Source organism: Streptosporangium nanhuense, from assembly GCF_059358815.1.
Map to the genome: position 1 here is coordinate 43273 of NZ_JCADBG010000007.1, position 13887 is coordinate 57159.

Here is a 13887-nt window from a genome sequence, read left to right on the forward strand (position 1 = left end):
GGGCGGCGCGGCCGCGAGCTCAGTTCGCGGTACTGAAGGAGTGGAGCGCCTCCAGGTCCGTGATGACCAGTTGCCTGTAGTCGGTCAGCAGCAACCCGTTCCTCTTGAGGAGCCGGACCGCGTTGTGCACCGCGGCCTCCTTCGCCCCGATGAGTCGTCCCAGCTCGGGCTGGGACAGCCTGATGCCGAGGTCCGTACCGCCCGCGACGGCGAATCCGTGACGCGCCGCCAGATCGCCGAGCACCCGCGCCAGTCGCACCGGGACCTCGAAGGCGGTGAACTCGAGCCGGCGTTGGTTGGCCCATTCCAGCCGTTCCGCGATCATGGAGGCCAACGCCGACCACAGGAGGGGGCGCTCGTCCAGGTAGGCGAAGAACGTGGCCGCGGGGATCCGGAAGGCCACCAGCGGGGTGCAGGCCGTGACCGTCGCGGAGCGGTCCGTCCGCCGGAGCGCGGCCATCTCGCCCACCAGGTCACCGCTCAGTCTTATGCCGAGCAGAGCCTCGGCGCCGTTGTCGAGAATCGCCGTGATCTTCGCGCACGCGGGCGACGCGGACCGGACGGAACGGAGCAGAAGAACGTGGTCGCACCGGGTGTCACCCTGCCGGATCAAGACCGCTCCGGGTTCGTGACGCTGCGCCTCACCCAGGCCGAAAAGCTCGTTGCGTCCCCTGTCGTCAAGGGTCGAGATCAAGGTCCCCGCAGGCCAGGAGGGGCTGGGGGCCCGGCGGGACGTTCCAATGGACATGAGGCCTCCTCGACGGTGAGGGTGCGCGCTTCATCCGCTCGCCGATCGTCATGTTTGCGTGGCAGACCGTGAAGGACAGCCTTCGGGGCCGGGCCGGTGGCCTAAGATGCCACCGGTGGCCATTCGGAGGACACGGGGCTCCCCTGCCAAGCGCGTGACGACCGTGTTCCCACAATCTTGACATTCCGGCCTTGAGAAGGTGAAGCGGATGCGTGCACCTCAGAAGTATGAGGATCGGCCGCGTCGGGGGCTCCATGACCGAACTCCGTATGCCGGATCGGCATACGACCCGCCTCACGGAGCGGACACGGCGTGAGATCCCATGTGGTCGCCGTGCTGGCGGCGGCGGTGACCCTGCTGGCGAGCGCGTGCACCGGAACCGACGCCAACGCCGGTTCCGGCAGCGGTAAGGGCGGCGGTGAGGCCGGGAGGTCGTCGCTCGGCTGGGAGGAGTGCGAGGACGGTTTCGAGTGCGCGAAGCTCCCCGTCCCCCTCGATCACGCCAAGCCGGACGGCGAGAAGATCGAGCTCAGCGTGATCCGGCTGCCCGCCTCGGGTGACCGGATCGGCTCGATCCTCCTCAACCCCGGCGGGCCGGGTGCCTCCGGGGTCAAGTACGCGCGAGGCGCCCGTACGGCGGTGAGCGAGGCCGTACGGGACCGCTTCGACGTCGTGGGCTTCGACCCGCGCGGGGTCGGCGAGTCCGCGCCCGTCCGGTGCCTGTCGACGAGCGAGCTGGACACCTACGTCGGCCTGGACAGCTCGCCCGACTCGCCGGGGGAGGTCACCATGCTGGAGGAGGGCTCGCGGCGGTTCGCCTCCGGCTGCCAGGCCCGCTCGGGCAGGCTCCTGCCGCACGTCGGCACGGCCGACGCCGCCCGGGACATGGACCTGCTGCGCGCCGCGGTCGGCGACTCCCGCCTCACCTATCTCGGCAAGTCGTACGGCACCCAGCTGGGCGCCGTCTACGCGGACCTCTTCCCCGACCGCGTACGCGCCCTCGTCCTGGACGGCGCCGTGGACCCCTCGCTCGGCCCGCTGGAGCTGAACACCACGCAGGCACGCGGTTTCGAGGTCGCCCTCGACGCGTTCCTCGGAGACTGCCTCACGGCCACCGACTGCCCTTTCCGCGGCTCCGTCGGCTCCGCCCGCGCGGAGATCGCCGCCCTGCTCCGCCGCGCGGACACGGCCCCCCTGACCAACGCGACGGGCGACGGCCGCAGGGTGACCGAGGCCTGGACCACCCTCGGCCTGATCACCCCGCTCTACGACCGGCAGGCCTGGCCGGTTCTCCGCCAGGCGCTCGGCCGGGCGCTGAAGGGCGACGGCACCACCCTGCTCCGCCTGGCCGACCTGCTGATCGACCGCGAGGCGAACGGCGAGTACACCAACCAGACCGAGTCCAACCTGGCCGTCAACTGCGTCGACGCCCCCTACCCCCGCGACTCCGCCGCCTACGCCACGGCGGCCCGGGAGTCGGCCAAGGACGCCCCGCTCTTCGGCGCGTACGTCATGTGGAGCTCGCTGCCCTGCGCGTACTGGCCGGCCAAGGGGGGCCCGCGGGCGAAGATCGACGCACCCGGAGCCCCGCCCATCATGGTCGTCGGCACCGAACGCGACCCGGCCACGCCCTACCAGTGGTCCGAGGCCCTGGCCTCCCAGCTCTCCTCCGGCGTCCTCGTCGGTTTCGACGGCGACGGGCACACCGCCTACCTGACGGGCTCGGCGTGCGTGGACCGCCTGGTGGACGACTACCTGATCGATCTGACCGTCCCCAAGGACGGAACCCGCTGCCCCAAGATCAACTGATTCTGGGGCGCGGGGAGGCCCCGGGAGCCTGTAGACTGCCGTAGGCCGTGGTGAAACACGGCACGCCGCCTTAGCTCAGTCGGCCAGAGCACTTCACTCGTAATGAAGGGGTCTGGGGTTCGATTCCCCAAGGCGGCTCCAGGTCAAAGGCCCTTCCGGTTCGTCCGGGAGGGCCTTTGTCGTGCCGCGTCCCGATCGTGCGCGTGGGAAATATCGGCAACCCGCGCCGCCTCATGGCGCTCATTGATCGTTTGAGTCGAGAAACTCTAGAATGCCGTTCCATGCCCCCCGCGATCTTAGGCGGCCTCGCCGCCGCTCTTCTGCTGGCTTCCACCGCTCCCGCCGTGGTCGCAGCCCCCGTCAAGCCTCTGACTTCGGCCCAGCTGCGCGCCGCCCTCATCACTCCTGAGGACCTGGGCGATGATTACACCCCCAACTCGAAGCGCAACCGCGAGGCGCTGGACTCTAAAACGGCCCGCACAAAAAAGTGCGTGAAGGTTATCAAGGCGCTGAAACCCCTCCTCGGAAGTAAGGCGGCGGTTTTCATCGACGAGGAGGGCAAGCCGTCGGGCGTCAAGCAGTTCGCCATAAGCGGCACTCCCGCCCAGATGGCTCGTTGGCAGACGGTGGGCAAGGTCATGGTTCGTGACTGCACCAGGGGCAACAAGAGTGCCGATGGTGTTGGGGAGAGGATCACCAAGCTCTCCATCGGCAAATTGGGGGACTGGGTGTATGGGATCAGGTACAGCGAGACGGTCCCCGAGGCGGAAATCAGTCCGGTCCACGCGGCGGACGTTGTGCTCATCAGGGTCAAGAACACCGTCACACTGCTGGTGAGCGACGGCTTTTTTGCGACGTTCGATCCCGGCCTCAGCAAGCGGGCCGCGAGGGTGGCAGTACCAAAGCTTCGGGACGCCCAGTAAACGGTCTCGAAGTCCATATGAAGAAGTCCCTAACCAACCTCGCCGTTCACACCGTCGATCAGCTCGCCCGCACGGTCAAGAACTGGCTCAAACGGATGCAGTACCGCCCCGCTCTCATTAGCGACGCACACCTCGTCAACTTTGCCGAACGATCTTGGTGTTCAGATCGTGCAGACCTAGGGAATCACGTCGCGCGCATGTATGTGATGTGAGCGTCGCGGCTTACTGTCACCGTGAAGGAGTCGAACCTGAATGACTGACCGGGCCGAGGCCATTCTCCTCGAACTGCTGGGCAGGCGATCCAGCTGTCTTCTACGCTCCGATCATGTCGGACATCTCGTATTTCGAGGCGTGGAGCATGTGGCTGGATGGCAAGTCCGCGCTGGGCAACGACCTGGCTGGTATGCCAATGATTTGGTGGGGGCGATTCGGGAAGATCGGCGCCTTCGTTGGCGGGATGACAGTGGTGCTCGACGTGATCGGGCCTGAGCGCATCCGAGAGTTCGGCGTCAGAATCAGGCACGCGGACCCTTTTGGCGAGCAGCCATACCTCTTCCCCGCGGGCCAAATCATCGCAGCGTTGGGGGCAGTGGCGTTCATCGTTGCCGTGCTCACCGGCGGCGGTTCAATGGACTTGCGAACCTGGCTGGTCATCATGGTGTGCTGGGCCTCCGCCTTGACTCTGGTGTTCCGACTTGATCGCATCGCCAAGCTTGTGGCCAGCGTCCTGGAGAACCCCTTGCCAGAGCGCATCATTCGATGGGTGGCGGTGCTGTTGCTCGTGGTCGGCTTCCACTTCGACTTGCTCGCCTCGTAACTATCATCAGCCCACGCCTAGATCCAAAGAAGAGCCTGCGAAGTTCAAGAGACCGAGGGACCTGGCCGGACCAGGAGCATGAGGCGGACCACATCGTCACGGACGTGCTGCAGGCGATGGAGATCTTGCACGCAGTTCGGTGACCGACCAAGAAGCGGGGGAGACATAAACGTCGATCTTGCTAACGCGGATGCTAACAACAGGTCTGGACGGACCTGGACGATCGTGGACTGTGGGACCTCATGAAGGCCGCCCGAGCAGGCCCGGAAGACGGCTGTGGACGGTCCTGGACGATCGTGTTCTAACTCGTAATGAAGGGGTCTGGGGTTCGATTCCCCAAGGCGGCTCCAGGTCAGAAGGCCCTCACGAAGATCGTGGGGGCCTTCTGCGTGTCTGACTGCGTGACCAAGCCCGGGCGGGATCGTCTCGTGGCCATGTCGGCGCCAGGTGTACCTGGGCCACACCTGGCGGTGGATTGTCGTTCCATGCGAGATTGATCTCGTGAATTCCCCGGATCAGCCTTCGTCGTGGTTCGATGCGCTCTCCAAGCCGCAACAGGTGACCGCGATCGTGATGTCGCTGATCGGCTCCGTAGGTGGAGCGGTCTGCATCGTATTCGGGCCGGTAATGGAGCCTGCGCCGTTCTTCCTGATCCTCGCTTACGCACTTTTCAGCTTGATGGTCTTCAACGGCATCCCCCGTGTCCATCTATGGTTCGCAGGACAAGGCTTCCTGCTCTACCTGGGGGTCTTCGGCGTGCTCAAAGGGGCGTCAGGAGAACTCGCGACCCCCGCTATCCGCGTGAGCGTCTTCGTCATAGGTGTACTGCTGCTGACTTACCTGCTCATCCGCGCCGTACGCATCGAATGGAGGAGGCGGCAGACAGACCATGCCAAGCCGCAACTTCCCTGACACTTCTCGGCGAGATCTCACACCGGTGCAGAGAGGCCCCTGGCGTCAGACACCAGAGGCCCCCAGCGGGTTCCGGTGGGAGCCTTTTGCCAATAGCCAATACCCCTGCTGACAGCGGCTCGGACGCGCAGCCGGTCTGCGTACGATCTGGGTCGACTCAGGCACACGGCCCGACCACGATCACGACGCTGATCATGTCGTTACCGACGGGCTCCAGGCTCTGGAGCTTATGCACGCCGGGCGGTGATCGAGCTGCTGTGCCGTAGCCCCGAAGAGGCGTGCCGTACAGCACGGAATTATAGCGACAGAGCCGCACAATCCCTCACGAGGGTTTCCTCTGTCAAAGAGACCGCTGCCTACTAAGGGAATTGCTGCGGCAATACGTGCACCGCTTCCTCGGCCACCTTCACGAGACTTTCCGTGATCTCCGTATCGCCGATGAGGAAGAGTGCCATGTCGTTCTTGACCAGCACGAGCTGCCCCCATCCATGGTCGAGTGCGGCCACGGCCGCGGCGTCACCCAGTCCGTGGAGCGCACGCCCCTGGTTGTAGGTGCCGGCCTTGACGTATTCGTCCGGGCTGAGAGAGGGGTCCCTTCGGTGCACTTCGACGGTCAGCTGGATCGTGCCGGTCCTGTAGTCGCAGGCACCCAGCCCGCTCCCGCCTCTGGGCGCAATGATCTGTGCCTTGACCCCGGAGGCATCCAGCAGCTCGCCCATCCGCTCGGGCGACACCAGGCGGCATGCGTCCGAGGTGTATTGGGTCCAGTCCAGCGGGACGATGGATTCCTCGGCCGTCGGATGTACACATCCGACGGCCATGGTCAGCACACTGAACACCCCGAGGGCGGCACGCAACATGCCGGACACTATTCCCCAAGGCGGCTCCACGTCAGAAGGCCCCCACGAAGATTATGGGAGCCTTCTGCGTGTCTAAGTGCGCGACCATCGTTCCCGGTCACGTCTCGAAGGTCGGAGAGCACAGGCACGAAGCCGAGCCGCTGTTTTACCGGCTTGGCCGCTCCAGTCACCGAACATGATTCGATCGGAGCTCCCTGACCTCTTCACCAGGGCGAACCTCTGGTGGACGCGCAATGCGAGAGGCGCCGTCGGGATGGAAATCGTGTCTGGCGAGCAACAAACGTCTCAGGCGGGCTCTGAACGGCAGAAGGAGCAGATAGGCAATTCCCATCGCCGGACAGTTCCTGTACCGCTTTGATCACTGCGTAGCCGTGGAGGGGGCCTTGGGACAGGGCCAGCAGGATCAGGTAGCTCTGCTCGCGTAGCGCCATGCCTGATATATATCGCCGCTCGTACTATCAGTTCAAGAGCCGCGGTGGACCTGGCCGACCTGGATCTTGCATCCGGCGACCATGAGGGTGCCGTTGCCGGCCTCCACCCGCTCCACCTCCGGGAAGCGGCCGGTGGTGGCGTTTGGGGCTCTGGGCCAGGCGGACGCCGTGCGACCGGCCCCGCCGCGAGGACGTCGACGGGCTCGGCCTGGTGCGTACCGGCACCTCCTTGGCGATCACCCGGACGTCTGCGCGTCGATCCGCGGCGTGACCCGCTGACCGGCGAGCGAGGGGGTCACCGCGAGGTGGTGTGGGCGACGATCGCCGCGGCGATGTCGCCGAGGGCCAGCACCAAGCTGATCTGGCCGGTGGCGATGGCGGCCGCGGGCATGGAGAAGGACATCGAGGTGGGCTCGTCCTGGGCGAAGGCGGTGCCGCCGCGGTGGGTGACGGCGCGCACGCCGGCCTGGCCGTCGTGGCCGGTGCCGGTGAGGATGACCGCCAGCGCGCGGGGACCGCAGGTGACGGCCAAAGTGGCCAGCAACAGATCGGCCGAGGGGCGGGCCGGAGGCAGCGCGCCGGTGGTGAGGAGCCCGACACCGGTGGCGGAGGTGACCAGCAGGTGGTGACCCGGCGGGGCGACCAGCACCAGCCCCGCCTCCATGGCGGCGCCGTCGTCGGCGGCTCGCACCTCCAGGGCGGTCCGCCGACCCAGGATGTCGGCCAGTTTGCTGTCATAGGTGGGGTCCTGGTGCAGGGCGACCAGGACGGCGGCGGGCAGATCGGCCGGTAACGCGGCCAGCACCTGCGACAACGCCTCCAGGCCCCCGGCCGAGGCGATCAACGCCACCACGCTCACCGGGTGGTCGTCCGCATGGCCGGCCGGCGTGCTGGAACGCTTTGCCGCGGTGCGGGCGGACTCACCCGCGGGCGGCACGGCCGTTTCCTGGCGCGGAAGGGTTCATATCAACAGCCAACCACACTTATGGGGCGATCAGCGCTGGTCCGGCCCCACCCCGGCAGGTGAGCCGGAAGGAGGTCGCGACACGGCTGCGTGCCTGTTCCCGTGCTCCTCGTCCGGTGATCGGTTCCAGGGAGGGCTGGTTTCTCAGGGCACCGCACCGTACACTACGGAGTGTATTTTAAGAACTACACAAAGTCGCTTTTATCGTATTTGGCATGTTTCGTACATCGCCATCTCCCTGGGCCGTCTTGACCCCGCGTCCTTCAGGTGATGCATCAGGGAGACACCATGGGTCCATTTCATCTGGCCGTCCGCTCCGCGCACGACTACCCCGACGACCACACCGTGGTCGAAGTCGGCGGCGAGGTGGACCTGGCCACCGCGCCCCACCTGCACGTCCACCTCGCCCGGCTCATCGACGGCGCCACCGGTCCGCTGGTCCTCGACCTCAGTGCCGTCACTTTCATGGACGCCCGCGGCCTGGCCGCTCTCATCGCGGTCAGAGCCTGCGCGGACACCGCCGTGATCCCGCTCCGGCTCGCCGCGCTTCCCCCTCTCGTCCAGCGGCTTCTGCGCCTGACCCGTCTGGAGGACTCCTTCACCATCGTGACCGGCCCGGACCACCGACCGGCCACCTCCTCCACTCCCAGCGCATGAGCGACCGGCCCGGGAGCCGAGATCGCCCGTGCCGGGCCGGCCGGGTCCGCGAACGTCTCGCGGGACAGGCCGCCGACGAGGAACGGCCTGCCGTGTGAACGTCTCCGGCTACGACGTGGCGGAGTCGAGCAGCTCGGTCACGATCGGGTCCTGGTCGATCACCTGGCGGGCCACCGCCGACAGTCGCTGGTTGTGGTTGCGGGCGTAGGCGCGCAACAGCGCGAACGCCTCGGCGATGGGGATCCGGCCGCGCTCGGCGAGCATGCCTTTGGCCTGTTCGATGACGATGCGGCTGTTGAGGGCGTGTTGCAGTTGCTCGGTGACGAGCTGGTGCTGACGCAGGGTCCGCTCATGGGTGATGCCGATGGTGGCCACGTCCGCCAGCGCCTGGGCCACCGAGATGGCCTGGGGGGAGGACGGGGCGGTGGTGGCGCTGAACAGGTTCATCGCTCCCAGCACCTGGTCGCGCAGCCGCAGCGGGAAGGCCTGCACCGCGGCGAAGCCCACCTGGTGGGCCGCCGCCGCGAAACGCGGCCACTGCTGCGGGTGGGCGGCCAGGTCCGAGCAGGTCACCGGCTGCCCGCTGTGGTAGCAGTCCAGGCAGGGGCCCTCCTCGTCCTGCAGCTGGAACAGCTCCAGCAGGCGGGCCTGTTCGGTGGAGGCCGCCACCAGGGTCAAAGAGCCGCGCGGGTCGGCCAGCAGGATGCCGGCGGCGTCGACGTCGAGGAGGTCCACGCAGCGCTCGGCCAGCGTCTGCAGGAAATCGATGACGTCGAAGCCGACCACCAACGTGTCGGCCAGCTCCACGAACGTCTGCGCTGTTCGTCGGTCGAGCACTGTCTCCACCTTCGTCCTGTGATTCATGACCGTACCTGGCGGTTCATCGTCTGTGGCCGCCTCACACCGGGGCTCGTTCGCATCAGTCCGGTTCGAACCGCAGCCGTCGCGCCACCACGTCGCGAGCCACCTCCAGCAGGCTGCGCTCATAGGCGAAGGCGTGGGCGCGCAGCCGGACGAACGCGGCACTCAAGTCGGTGCCGGACTGGATCGCGACCATGCCGGTGGCCTGGTGCACCTGCGCCCAGCGCTCGGCGCTCCCCCACCGCAGCTCCCTCACCTCGCCGGCGGTTCCGCCGGGGGATGCCAGTTGCTGCACCTGCACCAGCAGTGCCGCGTCGGCGAACACCAGCGCGTCGGCCGACTGCTGCGGCGTCAGCCACCCCTTCTCGGCGCAGCTGATCTCCAGCACGCCGACCGAGATCGCCCCCAGCAGCAGCGGGAACGCGAAGATCGCCCGGACACCCGCCTGTACGGCGGCCGGGGCGAACACCGGCCAGCGCCGCCGCGTACCGTCCTCGGCCAGGTCGTCGACCAGCACGGGCCGGTCCCCGGCCAGCGCGTCATGCCCCGGACCCTCGCCCAGCGTGACCTGCAGGTCCATCAGCCGGTAGGCGCCGGCACCGTTTCCGCACACCGGTTCGTAGCCCATGAGCCGGTCTCGCAGGGCGACACTCGCCCCTTGGGCGCGTAGTGTCCGCGCACCGATCAGGCACACCGTGTCGATGGAGACCTGTTCGTTCTCGGCGCGGGCGTGGTCGTTGATCGCCGCCCACACCGCCGCCGAGCGTCGCTTGTCCATCAACCTCCGCCGTCTACGGCGCCGGTGTTCCTGACGACCAGGAACGAGCCACTTTCGCCGACGCCGAGCCGCACCTCGTCCAGGCCCGCGAGGGGTGCCTGATGCTCTGCGGGCGCTTGGCCCCATTCGGGCACCGGGTCCCAGCCGGTAAGCGTCAACAGGCGGCGTACCACCGCCGGGGCCGCCACCATCCGGATCACACCCGTGCTGCCGTCATCCATGTCGAGGCCGGCGCTGACCAGCGCGCGCAGGCCGCTCACATCGATGAAACCCAGCCCGCTCAGATCGACGTGAAAGGAGCCGTCGCCGCGAGCCGTCCGACGAGCCGCCGAAGCCAGCGCCGCCGTGACGGCGGGCACGCCGTTGCGGTCCAGTTCTCCGTCCAGCCGCATCCCCAACGGACAGATCGTCGAGGTGATGTGCAACACCCCGGATGTCCCACCGTCGCGGACCGGTGTGCAGGGAATGCCGTCAATACCGTCCATGCCGCATCCTCCAGAGGCTCACCGAAAGGACAAGCCGCGAGGTCAAGACGGCACAACATCAGCGCAAGCGGAACGCCACAGCCTCAGGCGGCCCACCGGCGAGGGACATCGTGTCCTCAGGCTACTCGCCGACGCGGTGCCTGACCACCGTCCTACCGGCGGCCTGTCCCTGATTCGGAGGCGGCTGTCGCGTGCCGACGGCGCCGATCGCCCATGTATCGGTTTCTCCGCAAAGGCCGGGGCAGACCTCGACGGGCGAACCGCGCCGGGATCGCCGGAGGCCTTCGACGTGCCTCGGCCCCTGTGGAGCCGGCTCAGCCGACGGGTGATCCCGTCGGGTCGTGCCTCAGCAGTTTCCGCAGGTCGGCGACGGGCTGAACTCCGGAGACCGGTGGCCGGCCGTTGATCACCAGACTGGGAACGCCGGTGACGCCATGCGCGGCCGCGCGACGCCGGTCGGCGCGTACCTCTTCGGCGTGGTCGTCACCGGCCAGGACCGCGCGCACCTCGTCGCCGTCCAGCCCGGCCTCGTCGCCGAGGCGCCACAGGACCTGCGGGTCGGCCACGTTGAGCCCCTCGGTGTGGTACGCGCGCAGCAGGAGCTCCATCATCCGGTCGGAATCGCCGCGGTCGGCGGCCAGCTTGACCAGCCGGTGCGCGTCGAAGGTGCTCACCGGGCGGGACAGACGCAGGTTCAGCTCCAAGCCTTCCGCGACGCCCAGCGACTGGATCTGGGCGATGCGGGCGGGCGCCTGATCGCCGAACCATCCGGCCATGGCCTCGGCGGCGGTCGGGCCGGGGGTCCGGCCCGCCTCTGGAGCGAGCTCGTAGCCGCGCCAGACGATCTCAAGACCGTCGCGGTCGGGGTACTGCGCCAGAGCGGCCGCCAGGCGTCTTTTGCCGATGTAGCACCAGGGGCACAGCACATCGGCGTATATCTCGATCTTCATGAACGTCCTTCGACATGTCGTTGCTGATCGGCAGATGTTCGCCCTCATCCAGGTCGTATCACCACCTTTGGTGATCGGCAGGGCGGAGAGGGTCTTCGGTGGCGTGGGGCGAATGACCGGCCCGGCGACTCGAACCGTCTCATGCTCCCGTGGCCGGGCCCGCGTGGCCGTGCCGGTCCGGGTGATGTACCGAAGCGGCTGATCGGCTGACGGGATCGGCCCCGCCCGTTCCTAGCCCGGCGCTCCGGCGCGCACCGCGCGCACGTGGGTCTCGTATCGCCGGGCGCCCAGCACCCGCCACAGGAACCGGGCCGGCGCGGGCATCTCTCCGAGGAACCAGGCCCTCTCCCGCGGTGTCGCGTCCTCCAGGACCAGGCCGGCCATGGTCAGCTTGTCGCCGAGGGACTTCGGGCCGTGCTTCATCGCGTGTTCCTGCGGCGCCAGCCACTCCGGCACCGTGAGGTGCTCGTGGATGAGCGGGAGCACCGCGCTCTCCTCCAGGTCGAGGTGCTCGGTGAGAGCCGGTTCGAGGTCGCGCAGGGCGCCGGCGACGCGGTCGCGGGCCGCGGGCCCCGCATCCGCGGTCCAGCCGGGCAGCTCGGCCTCGATGACGCCGACGGCCCGGGCGATCGCGTCATGCTGCCGCTGCATGACCTCGATCAGGTCCTTCCTGAGCGGGACACGTTCGACGAGGATCGGCCAGATCAGCTCGTCCTCGGCCTCATGGTGTTCGTGCAGCATGTCGAGCACCAGGGTGAGATGGGCGCCGAGCAGGCGCGCGCGGGAGACGTCGTCGGCGGGCACGGCGGCGATCAGGCCGGGGAGCCGCGCGAACTCGCGGCGCATCGCGCGATGGATGACCTTCATCTGCTGGGTCTCGGGCTTGTCCGCGGAGGAGTTCGGATCGATTTGCACCATTTCATATTAGCGGACGTACTTTGAATGTACGAGGATTACTATCAATGTGCTGCTGTCATAGTGATTTCATGACGAAACGTGCGTACACCTCGACGGTCCGGGCCGTCGCGGCACGGGAGACCCGCGCCGCGATCTTGCGAGCCGCGAAGCGGCTCTTCGCGGAGCAGGGGTACGCGAGAGCCACGGTGGCCGGGATCGCCGAGCGGGCGGGAGTCGCCCTGAACACCGTGTACACGAGCGTGGGCGGCAAGGCGGCGCTGATGGAGGCGTTGGTCGCGGAGAGCCTGGGCGACGAGCAGATCCAGGTCACCCTGAACGCCGTACTCGTCTCGGCCGACGGCCACGACATCCTGCGCCGGACGGCCGAGGGTACGGGCGACATGACACGGCGCCACGAGATCGTCATGAACCTGCTGTTCGACAACGCCACAGCCGATCCCGCGGTGGCGGCCGTGGCCGAGCACGCCGTCCAGCGCTACCGGAGCCGGCTGGCCGGCATCGCCGAACACCTGGTGGCGCTCGGCGCCGTGCGTACCGACAAGATCAGGACCGAGCAGATTCTCTGGTTCTACTTCGGCAGGGGCGGGTGGAAGACGGTCCGCGAGCTCGGCTGGGACTGGGCCGACGGCGCCGCCTGGCTGGCGGAGCAGGCCGCCGCCGCCCTGCTGGCCCCGGCGGCCGATCCGGCCCGCGAGCACTCGGCACCGCTTTGAGCAACAGCACGTCTTTGGGTAAACGGCACGGGTTTGAGCAATGTCACGGCTTTGGGCAACGGCACCGCTTTGAGCACCGGCACGGCGTCCCGGTCGCACGGCCCGCTTCGGGCCCGGCCGCCTCATCTCATGCGGTTTCTCGCCGTCCTTCGCGCGGACTGCGAGCTCGCCTTGGCGGTCCAGCTGGCCAGGAGCCGGAGTTTCTCCTCGGACGGTGATCCCGTGTCGGCGGTGTAGATGATGACGCTCTGTCCGTGGCTGTCCGGCAGGTGCAGCGTCTGATAGTTGAGCCGCATGTCGCCGACGGCCTCGTGGAAGAACCGCTTGACGCCGTGCTGGTGTTCGGAGAGCCGGTAGTCGGCCCACATGCTCGCGAACTCCTCGGACCGGGTGCTGAGCTCGCCGACGATTCTCGACAGGGCCTCGTCGTCGGTGCCGGGCACCGCGCCGGCCCGCAGGACGGCGACGACGTCGGCGGCGATCTCCGCCCAGTCGCGGTAGACGACGCGGGCGCGTGGGTTCAGGAACATCCATCGGGCGGTGTTGCGCTCCGCGATCGGCATCGCGCCGAAATCGTCCAGCAAGGCCTTGCCCGCGTGGTTGATTCCGAGCACCTCCAGGTGCGGGCCGTGGATGACGGCCGGCACGTCGATGGCGTGGATCATGGACAGCAGGGCGGGCCGTGCCTTGGCCCCGGCGGGCCTGCGGCGAGCGGCGTGCTCGATGCCCGGGTGCAGCAGTGATCGAAGGTGTCTGCCCTCGACCTCGTCGAGCCGCAGCGCCCGCACGACCGCGTCGATCACCTGCTCGGAGACGTTGCCGGCGCGGCCCTGTTCGAGTTTGACGTAGTAGTCGACGCTGACCCCGGCGAGGATCGCGACCTCCTCGCGGCGCAGCCCTTTGACCCGGCGGGTCGTGGTGGGGTGGGGCAGGCCCACGCCCTCGGGGGAGAGCGCCGCGCGTCGCGAGGTGAGGAAGTCGCGCAGCTCGTTACCGGTCGCCATGCTGACCAGTATGGCTGGTCAGGCCGTCGGCGGGCAGGCTGTGGGTGGTACTGCCGG

15 protein-coding genes and 1 tRNA gene are annotated in these 13887 nt (G+C 68.0%); 7 read left to right on the forward strand and 9 right to left on the reverse strand.

The window, feature by feature from the left end; translation table 11 throughout:
* Positions 1-19 precede the first annotated feature (19 nt).
* A complete protein-coding gene (locus tag AC5L38_RS15370; RefSeq protein WP_495243465.1) occupies positions 20-748 on the reverse strand; it encodes a Crp/Fnr family transcriptional regulator in 729 nt (242 codons plus the stop codon).
* Between the two features lie 312 nt (positions 749-1060).
* Here AC5L38_RS15370 and AC5L38_RS15375 point away from each other — a divergent pair, with 312 nt between their 5' ends.
* From AC5L38_RS15375 to AC5L38_RS15395, 5 genes are all read left to right on the forward strand, one after another.
* Positions 1061-2557, forward strand: a complete 1497-nt coding sequence (locus tag AC5L38_RS15375) for an alpha/beta hydrolase (RefSeq protein WP_495243466.1) — start codon at positions 1061-1063, stop codon at positions 2555-2557.
* 64 nt (positions 2558-2621) lie between these two features.
* Positions 2622-2698: transfer RNA gene (locus AC5L38_RS15380), tRNA-Thr, on the forward strand.
* 140 nt (positions 2699-2838) lie between these two features.
* Positions 2839-3480 carry a hypothetical protein gene (locus AC5L38_RS15385; protein WP_495243467.1) on the forward strand — a complete coding sequence of 214 codons (642 nt, stop codon included), beginning with the start codon at positions 2839-2841 and terminating at the stop codon, positions 3478-3480.
* Positions 3481-3805: 325 nt separating this feature from the next.
* Entirely contained in the window at positions 3806-4297 is a 492-nt protein-coding gene (locus AC5L38_RS15390; protein WP_440103757.1) for a hypothetical protein, read from the forward strand.
* A 501-nt stretch (positions 4298-4798) separates the two neighbouring features.
* Positions 4799-5209, forward strand: coding sequence for a hypothetical protein (locus AC5L38_RS15395; protein ID WP_495243468.1), 411 nt, complete (start codon positions 4799-4801; stop codon positions 5207-5209).
* A gap of 359 nt (positions 5210-5568) precedes the next feature.
* Here the strand turns inward: AC5L38_RS15395 and AC5L38_RS15400 are convergent, their stop codons facing one another.
* Positions 5569-6069 (reverse strand): hypothetical protein, encoded by a 501-nt coding sequence (locus AC5L38_RS15400; protein ID WP_495243469.1) that lies wholly within the window; start codon positions 6067-6069, stop codon positions 5569-5571.
* 726 nt (positions 6070-6795) lie between these two features.
* On the reverse strand, positions 6796-7437 hold the full coding sequence (locus AC5L38_RS15405; RefSeq protein ID WP_495243470.1) for a chemotaxis protein CheB: 642 nt from the start codon (positions 7435-7437) through the stop codon (positions 6796-6798).
* A gap of 315 nt (positions 7438-7752) precedes the next feature.
* On the opposite strand from AC5L38_RS15405, the gene AC5L38_RS15410 reads away from it, so the two are divergent.
* Positions 7753-8121 (forward strand): STAS domain-containing protein, encoded by a 369-nt coding sequence (locus AC5L38_RS15410; RefSeq protein ID WP_495243471.1) that lies wholly within the window; start codon positions 7753-7755, stop codon positions 8119-8121.
* Between the two features lie 108 nt (positions 8122-8229).
* On the opposite strand, the gene AC5L38_RS15415 is transcribed toward AC5L38_RS15410, so the two are convergent.
* From AC5L38_RS15415 to AC5L38_RS15435, 5 genes are all read right to left on the reverse strand, one after another.
* A complete protein-coding gene (locus AC5L38_RS15415; protein ID WP_495243472.1) occupies positions 8230-8985 on the reverse strand; it encodes a GAF and ANTAR domain-containing protein in 756 nt (251 codons plus the stop codon).
* Between the two features lie 55 nt (positions 8986-9040).
* Positions 9041-9760, reverse strand: coding sequence for a GAF and ANTAR domain-containing protein (locus AC5L38_RS15420; protein WP_495243473.1), 720 nt, complete (start codon positions 9758-9760; stop codon positions 9041-9043).
* Positions 9760-10245, reverse strand: a complete 486-nt coding sequence (locus tag AC5L38_RS15425; RefSeq protein WP_495243474.1) for an STAS domain-containing protein — start codon at positions 10243-10245, stop codon at positions 9760-9762. The genes AC5L38_RS15420 and AC5L38_RS15425 overlap by 1 nt, the downstream gene beginning before the upstream one ends.
* Before the next feature lie 314 nt (positions 10246-10559).
* A complete protein-coding gene (locus AC5L38_RS15430; protein WP_495243475.1) occupies positions 10560-11195 on the reverse strand; it encodes a DsbA family oxidoreductase in 636 nt (211 codons plus the stop codon).
* Between the two features lie 231 nt (positions 11196-11426).
* On the reverse strand, positions 11427-12110 hold the full coding sequence (locus AC5L38_RS15435; RefSeq protein ID WP_495243476.1) for a hemerythrin domain-containing protein: 684 nt from the start codon (positions 12108-12110) through the stop codon (positions 11427-11429).
* A gap of 71 nt (positions 12111-12181) precedes the next feature.
* On the opposite strand from AC5L38_RS15435, the gene AC5L38_RS15440 reads away from it, so the two are divergent.
* Positions 12182-12826, forward strand: a complete 645-nt coding sequence (locus tag AC5L38_RS15440; protein ID WP_495243477.1) for a TetR/AcrR family transcriptional regulator — start codon at positions 12182-12184, stop codon at positions 12824-12826.
* Between the two features lie 122 nt (positions 12827-12948).
* Here the strand turns inward: AC5L38_RS15440 and AC5L38_RS15445 are convergent, their stop codons facing one another.
* Complete coding sequence (locus AC5L38_RS15445) at positions 12949-13830, reverse strand: helix-turn-helix transcriptional regulator (protein WP_495243478.1); 882 nt, start codon at positions 13828-13830, stop codon at positions 12949-12951.
* Positions 13831-13887 lie beyond the last annotated feature (57 nt).

Coding starts and splice junctions, on each gene's coding strand:
- AC5L38_RS15370 (WP_495243465.1), bottom strand. CDS start 748: ATGTCCATTGGAACGTCCCGCCGGGCCCCCAGCCCCTCCTGGCCTGCG.
- AC5L38_RS15385 (WP_495243467.1), top strand. CDS start 2,839: ATGCCCCCCGCGATCTTAGGCGGCCTCGCCGCCGCTCTTCTGCTGGCT.
- AC5L38_RS15390 (WP_440103757.1), top strand. CDS start 3,806: ATGTCGGACATCTCGTATTTCGAGGCGTGGAGCATGTGGCTGGATGGC.
- AC5L38_RS15400 (WP_495243469.1), bottom strand. CDS start 6,069: ATGTTGCGTGCCGCCCTCGGGGTGTTCAGTGTGCTGACCATGGCCGTC.
- AC5L38_RS15410 (WP_495243471.1), top strand. CDS start 7,753: ATGGGTCCATTTCATCTGGCCGTCCGCTCCGCGCACGACTACCCCGAC.
- AC5L38_RS15415 (WP_495243472.1), bottom strand. CDS start 8,985: ATGAATCACAGGACGAAGGTGGAGACAGTGCTCGACCGACGAACAGCG.
- AC5L38_RS15420 (WP_495243473.1), bottom strand. CDS start 9,760: ATGGACAAGCGACGCTCGGCGGCGGTGTGGGCGGCGATCAACGACCAC.
- AC5L38_RS15425 (WP_495243474.1), bottom strand. CDS start 10,245: ATGGACGGTATTGACGGCATTCCCTGCACACCGGTCCGCGACGGTGGG.
- AC5L38_RS15430 (WP_495243475.1), bottom strand. CDS start 11,195: ATGAAGATCGAGATATACGCCGATGTGCTGTGCCCCTGGTGCTACATC.
- AC5L38_RS15440 (WP_495243477.1), top strand. CDS start 12,182: ATGACGAAACGTGCGTACACCTCGACGGTCCGGGCCGTCGCGGCACGG.
- AC5L38_RS15445 (WP_495243478.1), bottom strand. CDS start 13,830: ATGGCGACCGGTAACGAGCTGCGCGACTTCCTCACCTCGCGACGCGCG.